This window comes from Lentzea sp. HUAS12, from assembly GCF_024125735.1.
Classification (GTDB): Bacteria; Actinomycetota; Actinomycetes; order Mycobacteriales; family Pseudonocardiaceae; genus Lentzea; species Lentzea albida.
The window spans coordinates 7,910,607-7,923,707 of record NZ_CP099738.1; the positions used below are offsets into that span (position 1 = coordinate 7,910,607).

The 13,101-nt window shown below is 72.4% G+C and carries 13 protein-coding genes; 8 read left to right on the forward strand and 5 right to left on the reverse strand.

Annotation, left to right across the window (positions count from 1 at the left end; genetic code table 11):
* Window position 1 precedes the first annotated feature (1 nt).
* The gene (locus ND450_RS37070) at window positions 2-2,533 is read left to right on the forward strand and encodes a TNT domain-containing protein (RefSeq protein WP_253322812.1); all 2,532 of its coding nucleotides are present in this window, start codon (window positions 2-4) and stop codon (window positions 2,531-2,533) included.
* Window positions 2,530-2,784: a hypothetical protein gene (locus ND450_RS37075; RefSeq protein ID WP_253322813.1), complete on the forward strand. Its 255-nt coding sequence runs from the start codon at window positions 2,530-2,532 to the stop codon at window positions 2,782-2,784. Before ND450_RS37070 ends, ND450_RS37075 begins: the two co-directional genes overlap by 4 nt.
* On the opposite strand, the gene hisN is transcribed toward ND450_RS37075, so the two are convergent.
* Window positions 2,765-3,544: a histidinol-phosphatase gene (hisN, locus tag ND450_RS37080; RefSeq protein WP_253322814.1), complete on the reverse strand. Its 780-nt coding sequence runs from the start codon at window positions 3,542-3,544 to the stop codon at window positions 2,765-2,767. The two genes, ND450_RS37075 and hisN, sit on opposite strands and share 20 nt — an antisense overlap.
* 32 nt (window positions 3,545-3,576) lie before the next feature.
* On the opposite strand from hisN, the gene ND450_RS37085 reads away from it, so the two are divergent.
* Both ND450_RS37085 and ND450_RS37090 read left to right on the forward strand, forming a co-directional pair.
* The gene (locus tag ND450_RS37085; protein ID WP_253322815.1) at window positions 3,577-4,251 is read left to right on the forward strand and encodes a response regulator transcription factor; all 675 of its coding nucleotides are present in this window, start codon (window positions 3,577-3,579) and stop codon (window positions 4,249-4,251) included.
* Window positions 4,251-5,525, forward strand: a complete 1,275-nt coding sequence (locus tag ND450_RS37090; protein ID WP_253322816.1) for an ATP-binding protein — start codon at window positions 4,251-4,253, stop codon at window positions 5,523-5,525. The genes ND450_RS37085 and ND450_RS37090 overlap by 1 nt, the downstream gene beginning before the upstream one ends.
* Before the next feature lie 3 nt (window positions 5,526-5,528).
* Here the strand turns inward: ND450_RS37090 and ND450_RS37095 are convergent, their stop codons facing one another.
* From ND450_RS37095 to ND450_RS37105, 3 genes are all read right to left on the reverse strand, one after another.
* Entirely contained in the window at window positions 5,529-6,065 is a 537-nt protein-coding gene (locus ND450_RS37095) for a GtrA family protein (RefSeq protein WP_253322817.1), read from the reverse strand.
* A complete protein-coding gene (locus ND450_RS37100) occupies window positions 5,995-6,594 on the reverse strand; it encodes a GtrA family protein (RefSeq protein WP_371927803.1) in 600 nt (199 codons plus the stop codon). Before ND450_RS37100 ends, ND450_RS37095 begins: the two co-directional genes overlap by 71 nt.
* Window positions 6,595-6,706: 112 nt before the next feature.
* Window positions 6,707-8,947, reverse strand: coding sequence for a sigma-70 family RNA polymerase sigma factor (locus tag ND450_RS37105; protein WP_253322818.1), 2,241 nt, complete (start codon window positions 8,945-8,947; stop codon window positions 6,707-6,709).
* A gap of 142 nt (window positions 8,948-9,089) precedes the next feature.
* Between ND450_RS37105 and ND450_RS37110 the strand changes: the two genes are divergently transcribed.
* The 4 genes from ND450_RS37110 (at window position 9,090) to ND450_RS37125 (ending at window position 12,345) form a co-directional block, all read left to right on the forward strand.
* Window positions 9,090-9,857, forward strand: coding sequence for a GGDEF domain-containing protein (locus ND450_RS37110; protein WP_245786072.1), 768 nt, complete (start codon window positions 9,090-9,092; stop codon window positions 9,855-9,857).
* A gap of 111 nt (window positions 9,858-9,968) precedes the next feature.
* On the forward strand, window positions 9,969-10,349 hold the full coding sequence (locus ND450_RS37115) for a GntR family transcriptional regulator (RefSeq protein WP_089914678.1): 381 nt from the start codon (window positions 9,969-9,971) through the stop codon (window positions 10,347-10,349).
* Window positions 10,346-11,140, forward strand: coding sequence for an ATP-binding cassette domain-containing protein (locus ND450_RS37120; RefSeq protein ID WP_253322819.1), 795 nt, complete (start codon window positions 10,346-10,348; stop codon window positions 11,138-11,140). Before ND450_RS37115 ends, ND450_RS37120 begins: the two co-directional genes overlap by 4 nt.
* Window positions 11,137-12,345, forward strand: a complete 1,209-nt coding sequence (locus ND450_RS37125) for a hypothetical protein (RefSeq protein ID WP_253322820.1) — start codon at window positions 11,137-11,139, stop codon at window positions 12,343-12,345. Before ND450_RS37120 ends, ND450_RS37125 begins: the two co-directional genes overlap by 4 nt.
* Here the strand turns inward: ND450_RS37125 and ND450_RS37130 are convergent.
* Window positions 12,303-13,061, reverse strand: a complete 759-nt coding sequence (locus ND450_RS37130) for an NAD(P)-dependent oxidoreductase (protein ID WP_253322821.1) — start codon at window positions 13,059-13,061, stop codon at window positions 12,303-12,305. The genes ND450_RS37125 and ND450_RS37130 overlap by 43 nt on opposite strands.
* Window positions 13,062-13,101: the final 40 nt, after the last annotated feature.

Consider the following 13,101-nt stretch of genomic DNA (forward strand, 5'->3'; position numbering starts at 1 on the left):
CATGGGCATCGAGCTTCCCGCCGAACTCGCCGACGTCGCGGCCAAGGCCGGCGTCACGTGGCCCAAGGCCGACGAGGACGCCATGCGTTCCAGCGCCGTCGCCTGGCGCGAGGCGGGCGACAAGATCAAGGGTCTCGGGACGTCGTCCGACGGTGCCGCCGGACGTGCACTGGGCGGGGTCACCGGGGCGACGGGTGACGCCGCTCGCGGGCGTTGGGCCAAGGTCGTGGGCCCCGACGGCGACTTCCAGCGCGCCGCCCGCGGGTGCCACGCCGCCGCGGACCGGCTCGACCACGCCGCCAAGCAGGTCGGTGCCGCGAAGGTCGAGATCGTCCGCGAGCTCGTGGTGCTCGCCAAGAACAACGACGCCGCGACGGTCTCGGCCAACGCCGGCAACCCCGCCGCGCTGCTCGGTCTCGACACGCTGACCAAGGGGGCCGCGGCCAACGTCGCGAACCTCCAGAACACGCTGACGTCCGCCATCCGGCTCGACAGCGGCATCGACATGACCCACGGCTCGCAGCCCGTCAACACCGCCCCCGGCGCCCACGGGCCCGGTGGCACCAGCGGTGGCCTGCTCGGCCTCGTCGGTGACGTCGTGACGCCGGTCGCGGGCGCTGTCGTCGCGCCGGTGGCGAGCGTGGTCGCGCCTGTCGTCGAGCCCGTCGCCGCCGTGGTCGCCCCGGTGACCGAGGCCGTCGCACCCGTCGTCGGCGCCGTGACCGCTCCGGTCGCGCCCGTCGTCGGTGCTGTCACGGCACCTCTCGCACCCGTCGTCGGTGCGGTGACGGAGGCCGCCGCTCCCGTTCTCGACGCCGCCGCACCCGTCACCGCGCCGGTCGCGGCCGCGGTGCAGCCGGTCGTCCACGCGGTGCCCGGTGCCCACGAGGCCCTCGGCCCGGTCCTCGACGGACCTGGCCAGGGACCGGGCGACGGCCCGGGACAGGGGCAGGGCCGCGGCGAGGGCAAGGGCGGTGTCGTCCCCGGACTCGTCGCCGACGTGGGCAACGCGGTCGGCCACGTCACCGCGCCCGTCGCGCAGCCGGTGGCCGACGCGATCCCGAGCGTCCACGGCAGCCTCGGCCCGATCGCCGAGGGCACGACCCAGGCTTCCGCCGCCGTGCTCGACCCGACGCTGGTCCGCGGCGCTGAGGCGCACGGTCCGGCTCCTGCCGCGCCCCAGGCCGCGGCACCCGCTGCCGCCGCGGCCGCCCCCGCGGGCCCCGCGGTGGGTGGTGCTCCGGCCGCCGGTCCGATCGGTGGTGCCGTGGGTGCAGTCGGTGGTGCCGTGGGTGGTGCGGTCAGTGGTGTTCCGGCGGCCGCCTCCCAGGTCGGCGCGGTCGCGGGCCAGCCGGCCGCAGCGGCGCAGCAGGGACAACCCGCCCAGGCGCAGCAGGCCCAGCAGGCCGCGAAGGCCGCCGAGGCCAAGGCCGGTGAGGCGAAGGCCGGCGAGCTCAAGTCGGGTGACGCCAAGTCCGGTCCCCAGGCGGCAGGCAAGACCGGTGCCCCCGGCGGCGTGCCGGCCCAGTTCGCGGGCAACCAGCCCACCCAGTTCGGCGGTCAGGCCACCACGACCCAGCCGGGGCAGGCGCAGGGCCAGACCCACGGCGGCACGCAGGCCGCCTCCCAGGCGCAGGGGCCGCAGGTGGCGGCGAAGGACGCCCTGGCCAAGGACCTCGCGAAGGACCTGGCGAAGGACGGCGACGTGCCGCAGGACGGCGACGTCGCGACGGTGCAGGACACCGGCGAGCGCAAGGTGGGCGACACCATCGCGAGCCCGGCCGCTCCCGGCGTCGACCTCGGCGTCTCGGCACCGGCCTCGCACGCCCTGAGCGACCGCCTGGAGAACCGCGAGCCCCAGGCCCTGGCCTCGGGTCTCGCCGGCGAGATCCTCGGCCACACCTACACCGCGGCGGCGGCCGGCAGCTGGTTCATGGCGGTCTTCCTCAGCGCGGGACGGGCTCCGCGCCTCGCCCCGAAACCGGCCCGTCAGCTCCCGCCGCCTCCGCGGACGGAGGAGCAGCCGGTCCCGAGGTTCGCCCCCGGCGACCACCCGCAGGCGCTCGACCTGTCCGCCCCGAAGCCGTCGACGCACTCCGAGGGGCTCGGCGAGGACCACCCGGTCGTGCAGGAGCTGCTGGAGGGCCACGACCCGCTCGCGGGCATGCACGAACGCGACTGGGAGGGCCTGTTCCTGCACGAGGACGGCACCCCGCGCTGGCCGCTCGAACGCGAGGGCGGCTACGAGGACAGCCTGCCCGAGGTGCTGGAGGCGGGCGCCGAGCTCGACCGGTTCGGCACCCCGGAAGGCCGTGTCCTGAACGTGGCGGGCACGCCGTTCGCCCAGCGCTCGCTGCCGCCCCAGGCCGCGGCCGAGGGCTACCGGCGGTACCGGGTCGAGAAGGACCTGCCCGTCCACCGCACGATCAGCGCGCCCTGGTTCGGCCAGCCCGGCGGGGCGAGCCGCTACCGCACCACCTACCCCGTCGCGGACCTCGTCGCGCTCGGCTACCTCACGGAGATCACGGCATGAACGTCGAACAGCTGCCCGAGTGGCTGACCAGGATCGGCGTGCCGGACGACGTCGTCAGCCTCGGCGAGGAGACGGAGGGCCGCTGGTGCCTCCTCGCCGACGAGACCGGCTACGAGGTGTTCTGGCAGGAGCAGGGCAACCGCTACGACTGGGCGCGGTTCGACGACGAGAGCGTGGCCTGCCACTACCTCTTCGGACGCCTCGCCTGGGCCCAGGTCGCGCGCGGAACCCTCACCGTGCCAACAGCTTGAGGGCTTCCTCGTGCAGGTGGCCGTTCGACGTCAGCACACTGCCGCCGTCGTAGCGCTCCTCGCCGTCGAGCGAGGTGAAACGGCCACCTGCCTCGGTCACCAGCACCTGGAACGGGGCGATGTCCCACGGGTTCGCCACGCACTCGGGTGCCAGGTCGATCGCGCCCTCGGCCACCAGGCAGTGCTGGTAGAAGTCGCCGAACGCGCGGCTCTCCCAGGTCGCGTCCACAAGACGCAGATAGGCCTCGCGAGAGTGGTACTCGACCCACGACTTGATGTCCGTCGTGGACACGTAAGCATCTTCGAGAGAACGCACGCCGGACACGGAGATGGCGCGCTCTCCGGAGGCGTCGGACGCGAACGCGCCACCACCGGCAGCGGCCCACCAACGCCGGCCGAGCGCGGGTGACGACACGACGCCCACGACCGGAACGCCGTCCACGACCAGTGCGATCAGCGTCGCCCAGATCGGCACACCGCGCAGGAAGTTCTTCGTGCCGTCGATCGGGTCGAGCACCCAGACGCGGGAGGCGTCCAGCGTGCCGCCGCGCTCCTCGCCCATGATCACGTCGTCGGGGCGTTCGGAGGACAGCACCGAACGGATCGCGTCCTCCACCGCGACGTCGGCATCGGTGACGGGCGTGCGGTCCGGCTTGCGCTCCACGGCGAGGTCGTGGGCGCGGAAGCGGGTCGCGGTGATCGCGTCGGCGGCGTCGGCGAGGCGGAGGGCGAGTTCGAGATCAGCATCGTGGCGTGACACGCGGCGATCGTTCCACGAATACGCTGGGGCCCGTGAGCGTGGTGTTGCTGGCCGAGGACGATCCGGCCATCGCTGAACCCCTCTCCCGCGCGCTGACGCGGGAGGGCTATTCGGTGCAGGTCGTCGGAGACGGGCCGAGTGCGTACGAGGCCGCCCTCGCCGGGGGCATCGACCTCCTGGTGCTGGACCTCGGTCTGCCGGGCATGGACGGGCTGGAGGTGTGCCGGCGGCTGCGGCAGAGCGGCAGGGGTGTGCCCGTGCTGATGCTCACCGCGCGTGCCGACGAGGTCGACTTCGTCGTCGGGCTCGACGCGGGCGCGGACGACTACGTCGCGAAACCGTTCCGGCTGGCCGAGCTCATGGCCCGCATCCGGGCCCTGCTGCGCCGCCGCGCACCGGGAACGCTCGAGGTCAACGGCGTGCGCGTCGACCTGGCCGCCCGGCGCGTCACGGTCGACGGCGGCGAGATCCAGCTCGCGAACAAGGAGTTCGAGCTGCTCAAGGTGCTGATCCAGCGCGCGGGGCAGGTCGTGAGCCGCGACGAGATCCTGTCCGAGGTCTGGAACGACCCGGACCTGAAGGGCAGCAAAACGCTCGACATGCACATGTCGTGGCTGCGCCGCAAGCTCAGCGACGGCACCCCGAACTCCGCCGAGAAGCGCATCGCGACCGTGCGCGGCCGCGGTTTCCGCTTCAACGCCGACTAGTGCGCCGCCGGATCCTGCGGGCGATCCTGCTCGCCGTCGCCGTCACGGGGTTCGTGCTCGGCTTGCCGCTCGGGTACTCGGCGCTCACGCTCGTCGAGGACACGGCCCGCGGCGACCTGAACGAGAGCGCCCAGCGCATCGCCACGAGGATCGACGACCAGATCGCCAAGCAGCAGTCCCTCGACCTCGAGGAGGTGCGCGTCGCCATCCCCACCGACGGCCGCCTGACGGTCGTGTCGGGAGGCGCCACCAGGGTCACCGGCCCCTCGCCGGGCGACGACCCGCTGACCGTCGAACTGCCGATCGCCCAGGAGGGCAGCGTCCGGCTGGAGATCCCCTCCGGCCCCATGCACACCCAGCAGTACCAGGTCGCGGGCCTGGTGCTCCTCCTGCTCGCGGTCTCCGTCGGCACCGGGACGATCGTCGCCCTGGTGACGGCGCAAACGCTTGCCAAACCGCTGGGCCACGTGGCCGCCCGCGCGTCCCGGCTGGGCGCCGGCGACTTCCGCGCCGACGAGCAGCGCTACAACATCGCCGAGCTGGACGCGGTCTCCGAGGCCCTCGACACCTCCGCCACGGCGCTGGCCCGGCTCGTGCAGCGCGAACGCGAACTGGTCGGTGACGTCTCCCACCAGCTCCGCAGCCGCCTCACGGCCCTGCAGCTGCGCCTCGAAGCCCTCGCCGAGCACCCGGAACCCGACACGGCCGCCGAGGCCCGTGCCGCCCTGGACCAGGCAGAACGCCTCGCCGCAGTCCTCGACGAACTGCTGGCCGCCGCCCGCGCGGCCAGGGCCGTCGGCGCCGAACCGCTCGAGTTGCGGCCCGCGCTGACCGCGATCGCCGACGAGTGGCGCGAACAGGTCAAGAGCCAGGGCAGGGCGTTGCGCGTCCGCGTCCCGGACGGCCTGCTCGCCCGCGCCACGCCCGCGCGTCTGCGTGAGGCCATCGGGGTGCTGCTGGACAACGCGCTGCGGCACGGCGAGGGCTCCGTCGTCGTCTCCGCCCGCGGGGAGGACGGCACGGTCGTCGTCGAGGTCAGCGACGGTGGCGCGGGTGTGCCGGACGAGCTCGCGGCGCACATCTTCGAGCGCGGCGTCTCCGGCGGCGGTTCGACCGGCGTGGGGCTGGCGCTCGCGCGGGCCCTGGTCGACGCGGACGGCGGCAGGCTGGAGCTCTCCACGGCCCGGCCGGCGACGTTCGCCGTGTTCCTGCCGGTGCCGAAGGCGCAGGACGTGGTCGGCATTCCCTGGAAGGCGCCGAGCACCCCGCGTTGAGGCCTACGAGTGGCCGAGTTCCTTCTCGTCCTCGATCGACCGCTTGGCGCCGCGGACGTTCTCCTCGGGGAAGACCCAGTTCTTGTAGCCGTACCAGCGGAAGGCCATCGCGACGAGCGTGCCGACGATCTGCGCGCTCAGGAAGTCCGAGATCTCCTCGGTGAGCCGCGACACGTGCGGCTCCTGCAGGTGGAACGCGTACCGCGCGATGTAGAGCGGGGCCGAGTTCAGCACGATGCCGATACCGTTGACCAGGAAGAACAGCAGTGCCTCGTGGTGGCGCTCGCGGCCGCCGCGGGTGCGGAACGACCACTCCCGGTTGAGGATGTACGACACGATCGTGGCGACGAGGGTCGCGATGATCTTCGCCGTCACCGGGTTGTTCGGCAGGACCACGGTCTTGATCCCGAAGAACAGGACCGTGTCGATCACGAAGCAGGTGCCCCCGACCAGGGCGAACTTGACTAGTTCACGATGCTTCAGCGCGATCGACCGGATCGGCTCCGGAAACCGCGAGATCACTGTTTCGCCTAGGGACACGAGGCGAGTCTACGGAGATCGGGTGAACGCGGCGGTCCGGCCGCGCGTCGGCGTCCGGGAAGACCCAGCGGCGCATCGCCCAGAACTTGAAGCCGGTGGCGAGCAGCATGCCGATGATCGAGCCCGAGACGAAGTCCGCGACCTCCTCGGTGAGCACCGACACGAACGGGGCCTGCAGGCCGAACAGGTGCCGCGACAGCCACAGCGGCAGGATGTTGATCGCCACGCCCAGGCCGCTGACGAGGAAGAACAGCGCGGCCTCGTGGTGGCGCTCGCGGCCGCCGCGGGTGTGGAACGACCACTCGCGGGACAGCACGTACGAGGCGATGATCGCCACCAGCACGCCGATGACCTTCGCCGTGACGACCTTGTCGGTCAGCACGGTGAGCTTCAGCGCGTACCAGACACCGTTGTCGATGAGGAACGTCGTGCCGCCCACCAGGGCGAACCGGATCAACTCGCGGTGCTTGTGCAGCAAGAACTGGAGTGGTTCCGGCAGCCGGCTCATGGCGCGGCGAACGACTGGCAGCACCGCGTCAGCTTACGGATCTAGATGACGGTGCCCGTCTCCGGGTGTTACGTTCCGCCACACAAAGGCACATGACCTGCACGTTCAGTGACGGTCAAAGATCAACTTCTGATCAACTCCGCGGCGGTTCGCAGGGCTGCCAGCCGATGATGCCGCCGATCAGCCCCGGGATCAGGCCGTGCGGAGGTTCGCACGGCTCCGAGCGCGTGGGCGGTGTGGTCGACGGCGGCAGCGTCTCGGACGGGACCGGCGGCGTCGGCACGGACGGGACGGTCGGCACCGTGTTCGACGGCACGGTCACCGTCGGCTCCGTGGGCGGCGTCGGTTTCGTCGGTTCGGTCGGCACCGTCGCGGTCGGCGTGGTCGGTTTCGTCGGCTCGGTCGGTTTGGTGGGCTGCGTGGTCGTGGTCGGCGGCACCGTCGTGGTCGTCGGCGGGTTCGGCGGTTCCTCGACCGGCGGCACCGGCCAGCCCTTGACCGGCACGGTCACGGACTTCGTCGCGTTGCCCAGCGAGGCCGTGACGGTGATGGTGCCGCCGCGGTGCCCGAACGCCCAGACCGACATCCGGTACCGGCCCGCCTTCTCCAGGTCGGTGACGCAGTGCAGCGTCCTGCCGGCCGGGGAGCACTCGCGGTACGGCGTGTAGAGGACGAGGTTCTCCGACGTCGAGATGTCGAGCTTCAGCGTGCCGGCGCGCGGGCCGGTGTTGCGCACCTCGACGTCGGCGCGCGGGTCCCAGAAGATCTCGTCCTGCCACGTCTGCACGAGCAGTTCGAGGTCGTCGTACACGGGCGGCACGTTGACCGCGACGCTGACGTTGACCGAGATGGCCGCTCCCGCGCTGATGACGCCGGTGATCGTGCCGGGTACCGCGGTGTCGGTCGCGCGCAGCAGGAAGTGGAACGTCGCCTGACCACCGGGCGCGATGCCCTGCGGCGTCACGCACGTGATCGTGCCGGTGCCGGCGGGGCAGTTCACGGTCTGCTCGGTCGAACCGCCGTCCGGTTGCAGCAGGCGTGCGCCCGTGAACGAGGCGGGTCCGCCGGTCGACACCACGCCGGGCGGCAGGTTCAGCACCATGCTCGCGGGCGGTGCGGCCGTGCCGCCGCTGTTCAGGATCGTGATCGGGAAGTCCTTGGGCTCCTCGCCGGGCGTCAGCGTGTACCCGCTCGGGGTGGTCGGCGTGAGCGACGGAGGCGTGGGGGCGGGCGGTTCCGGGGCGGGGGGCTCGGGCGCGGGCGGTTCGGGGGCGGGCGGAGGCGCGGGCACCGGTGAGGGCGGCGGTTCCGTCGTGGCCGCCGGCGGTTCCGGGGTCGGCGCGGGCGGAACGGGCGCGGGTGGCACCGGACGCGGCGGCTGGACCTGCGTCTGAGCGGGCGGCGCCTGGACGGCCTCGACCACCGGCGCCTGCTGCTCACCACCGGCCGCGGCCAGCGCGACCACGACGGCCGCGGCCACCGCGGCGGCGGAACCACCGACCGTGACGAGCTGGCGGGGGATCGCGGCACCGACGGCGCCCGCGCCACCCGCGGCGGCTCCGGCACCGACGACGGCCGTGGTCGTGCCGGCCGTCACCAGGTACGTCGCGGCACCGATGCCCAGCACCAGGGGCGCGACGAAGATCCGCAGCGAGCCGTTGACGTCCGCGAGCTCGGCGGCCAGCGCCCGGCACCGGCCGCACTCGTCGAGGTGCGTCTCGACCTGGGTCGCCTCGCGCTTCGACAGGCCCGCGCGGGTCCAGGCGCCGAGCCGGTCGACGGTCGCCTTGCAGCGCTCCGCCTCCGTGTCGGCCAGGTGCATCTGCAGGTACTGCTGCTTGAGGCCCTCGCGGGCGCGGTAGGCGAGCGCGGACACGCCGTTGGCCGTCAGCCCGAGCAGCGGGGCGACCTCGGCGGGCGACTGGCCCTCGATCTCGGTGTGCCAGAGCACCATCTGCCAGCGCTCGGGCAGCGCGGCGAACGCGCGGGCGGCCATGGACTTCTCCAGCCCGGCCACGGCCGTGTCGCTGAACGCGACGGGCGGCGCGACGTCGGTCATGTCCTCGGTGAGGTCGACCTTCTTGTCGCGGCGGGTCTTGTCGTACGCGGTGTGGCGCAGCGCCGTCAGCAGGTAGGCGCGGAACGCCGAGTCGGGGCCGCGGCCCGCACGCAGCGTGTCGAGCACCTTGGCGAACGCCTCGGACACGAGGTCGTCGGCCTCGGCCTGGGAGCGGGCCAGCTGGCGCGCGAGGTTGTAGGCCGCCGAGACGTGGCGTTCGTACAACTTGCCGTAGGCGTCGATGGTCCCACCACGTACGGACTCGATGAGTTCCGCGTCGCTGGGTCCCTGGACGTCTGCAGGAACGATAGCCACGATCTTCGTTTCCCTCCTCCGCGGCACTCAGTGTGACTTACGGCGCGTTGGGCAGTCATCTCAATCCCCCGCGCGGGTTGCGTCACGAATCGGCGACGGGTGCGTCTCCCACCTGGAATCGGGCGAACTGGAGGGAGACCGGGTGGGTGTCGCACAAGCGGAACGCCTCCTGAAGTCGAGGTGGCGGACCGCCACCATGGCCGCAGGCTGGGCGTTCCCCGCAGACTGGCCCCTCGCCGAGGTCGACGAGGTGTGCGCGGCGATGCTCGAGGACGCCGACCCCGGCGACGCGCTGGTCCGGCTGGGCCGCGCCCGCGCCGAGGCCGGGGCGGGCCTGAGCGAGACGCTGCTGGACCTCGCCGCGCTGCACGCCGTGCTGACCGAGTCGTCGCACGTCGTCTCTCCGGACGTCGACGCGCTCCCGTCCCGGATGCTGCGCATGACGGCCCTGGGCTGGGCGGACGTCGTGACGAAGCAGGCGGGCGAGTGCGCGGCCGAGGACCCGCTGACGGGCCTGGCGACCGCCGCCTACCTGCGCACACGACTGGGTGAGGTGTACCGGGAGACCCCGGTCGCGTCCCTCGACTACGCGCTGGTGATGCTGCGGATCGACGTGCACCGCGCCTCGGGCTGGTCCCGCGTCGTGGCGATGACGCTGGCCTCCGACGCTTTGCGCGCCGTGTTCGACGGCGGCGAGACGCTGGCGTCGCTCGGACCGTGCGTGGCCGCGGTGCTGGTGCGCCGGGACGAGCTGCTGGCGCGAAGAGTCTCGAACCTGAGAGTTCTGGCGGCCGACCGGCTCGCCGACGACCCCCACGTCCGGCCGGTCGGCCCCGCCAAGGTCTGGGTCGAGCAGCTGCCGGACACGCACGCGGAGGCGCGTGCGCTCCTCACCTCGCTCGGGCGCTGAACCCCCTGTCCCGCGCCCGGCGGTCTCCCCGTGTCCCCACCGGGGTCGCTTCACAACACTCCCGGAAGTGTTCTATTGTCCTAGTTAACTAGAACAATCTGGGGAGCGTGCGTGGTCGAGTTCCACGTTGACCGCGGCAGCGGCTATCCCCCGTACCTGCAGATAGGACAGCAGGTCAGGGAGGCCCTGAGGCTCGGCTGGTTGCAGCCGGGCGATCGGCTGCCGACGGTGCGCGACGTCGTCGCCACGAGCGGCGTGAACGCGAACACCGTGCTGAAGGCCTACCGCGAGCTGGAGCTCGCCGGCCTCGTCGAAGCCCGCCAGGGCTCCGGCACCTTCGTCAAGGCCTCCTTGGGGTCCGCCGCCCCCGAGGACCTGGACCCGTTGCGCGAGGGACTCGCCAAGTGGGTCGCGGAGGCACGCTCCGCCGGGTTGGAGGACGAGGACATCTACGCGCTGGTGCGCGAAGTGCTGAGTGGGGGAGCGCAATGAGCGTCGTTGCGGCCGATGTGTCGAAGTGGGCGGTGCGGAACGTGTCCTTCGAACTGCCGCCCGGCAGCGTCACGGCGATGGTCGGGGCCAACGGCTCCGGCAAGTCGACGCTGCTCAACGTGCTGGCCGGGCACCTGCCGCCGTCGTGGGGGCACGCGTCGATCGCGGGCCGCGTGGCGTACGTGCCGCAGCACAAGCCGATGTACAGGTCGTTCAAGGTCGCGGACGTGCTGCAGTTCGGCCGCCGCATGAACGAGGTCTGGGACGAGCGCCGCGCCGACGAGTGGCTCACCCGGTTCAAGGTCCCGCGCAGGCTCCAGGTCGAGGACCTGTCCGGAGGCCAGCGCACGCACGTGACGCTGGCGCTGGCGCTGGGATCGCGGCCCGACGTGCTGCTGCTCGACGAGCCTCTCGCCGAGCTGGACCCGTTGGCACGGCAGAAAGTCATGCGCGAGCTGCTGACCGAGGTGAACGACAACGGCATGACGCTGGTGTTCTCCACGCACGTCGTGGCGGAGATCGGCGGAGTCGCGGACCGGTTGCTGCTGCTGTCGAACGGGCGGCTGCTCGTCGACGGCGACACGGACGAGCTGCTGGAGCAGCACGTCCTCTACACAGGCCCGCACGCCTCGAGATCACCCGTGGAGGGACCCGTGGTGCTGGCGAAGCACGGCCGGTCGCAGTCGTCGTACCTCGTGCGTTCCGGCGGCGTCCGCGTCGACGAACCGTGGACCGCCCGGTACGTGACGCTCGAAGAGCTGGTCGTGGCCCACCTGGAGCGTGCGGCGTGAACCTGGAGACGGCCATCTGGCTGACCTGGCGCCAGCACCGCTGGTCCGTTCTCGGCGTCGCCGCCATCGCACTGGCCGCGGCGTTCGCCCTCGTCACCGCGGAGGTGGAACAGGGGTTCGTCAGGAACTCGATGCCGATCACCGGGTTCTACGGGCTCATCGTGCAGCTCGGGTTCGGCGCGCTGATCGGCATGTTCTGGGGTGCCCCGCTGCTCGCCAGGGAGCTCGAGGACCGCACCTGCTTCGTGGCCTGGGGCCAGGACGTCACGCCTGTGGAGTGGCTGCGCGGCAAGGTGCTCGTCCTCGGCGTCCTGGCCGCCCTGCTGGGTGCCGTGGTCGGCGCGGGTGACGGGTACGTGGGCTCGTCGAGCTCGTGGTCGAGCTTCGAGGCCGACCCGCTCGTGCAGGCCGGCTACGCGGTCCTGGGCCTCGCCGTGGGCGTGCTGGTCGGCCTGCTGACCCGGCACGTCGTCACGGCGATCGCGGGGACGTTGGTGTTCTTCACGCTCGTGCGCGTCCTCCTGGCCATGTCGGTGCGCGACTACTACTTCCCGCCGGAGCGCGTGATCGCCCGCTGGGAGAACACCCCGGTCGTGCCGGAACGCAGCCTCGAACTCCCCGGCGGCTTCGTCGGTCAGGACCTCGAACCGGTGCCCTCGCGGGCCGACTGCGTGAGCGCGATCAACGAGAGCAGCTGCATGCGCCGCGCGAACGCCGCCATCGGCACCTACGTCGACTACCAGCCGATCGAGCGGCTCACGGCGTTCCGGATCATCGAGTTCGTCCTGTGCCTGCTGCTCGCGGCCGTGGTGCTGTGGGTGGCGTTCCGGCTGCTGCGCAACGGTGGCGCGTGGAGGCCTTCGCGGTCGCATCGGCGCATCGGTGTTCCGGGGGCTCCGGTGTCCGGCGTGGCGGCAGGGGCGGTGACCGGCTCCGCTGCCGAGCCTGCCGCCGGGGCCGTGGCCGTGCTCGTCGCCGAGCACGAGGCGGAACTGGGACCCGAGACCGAGCCTGACGCCGAGCCTGAGCCCGGGCTCGACCCCGAGCGCGTCCTCGAACCCGACCCCGCGCTCGTCGCCGAGCCCGAACCCGAACCCGAACCCGAGCTTGACCCTCAGCCCGAGCCGGAACCCGAACCCGAGCCGGAAGCGCCCGACACCGCTCACAAGGCCCCGGACACCGCCGCCGACAAGGCGGACGGATAGCGCGGCCGGAACCCGAGCTCGCGCTGCACCCGCTCCGTGGACACGATCCCGTGCCACGGGTCGAACTCCCGCTGAACGGCCTCACCCGGGGGTAGGCCGTTCAGCAGGAGCAGTTCCACCGCCGTGGCCGGGCTGTCGTCGGCGATGTTGAAGATCCCGTCCGCCCCGGCTTCCAGCACCTCCAGCACCCCCTGGGCCACGTCCACGTGGTGCACCAGGTGCAACCGCCGGTGGCCGGGCCAGGCCGAGGCCCAGCGCAGCGACTCCTCCAGGTGCGGATCGCCCTCGCCGTAGACGAACCCGAGCCGCAGGACCGCGGCCGGCCTCGTGCCGAGGACGGCCTGCTCTCCCAGGGCCTTGGTGCGCGGGTAGTCCCCGTCTGCCGAGTCTGGCCCGGTGGGATCGGTCTCGACGGCGGGCCTGCCCAATCCTTTGGGGTACACGAGGTTGGTGCTCATGTGGACGAACAGCGGCACCTTCGCGGCGGCCTCGGCGAGCGCCCGCGTTCGGTGGACGTTCACCCCTTCGAAGTCGGTGCTGGTGCGCAGCGCGGCCGCCACGTGGACCACGGCGTCCACGCCGTCGACCAGTTCCTCGACGGCCCGGGCGTCTTCGAGCCGCCCGGCCAGCACGCGCACGTCGTGACCCTGCTCCCGCAGCCTCGGGAGAAGCCTGCTGCCGACCCGTCCGGTCGACCCCGTCATCGCGATCTTCATGCTTTCCAGCGTCTGTCCGCGCCTCTGGGACAGCCAGGGA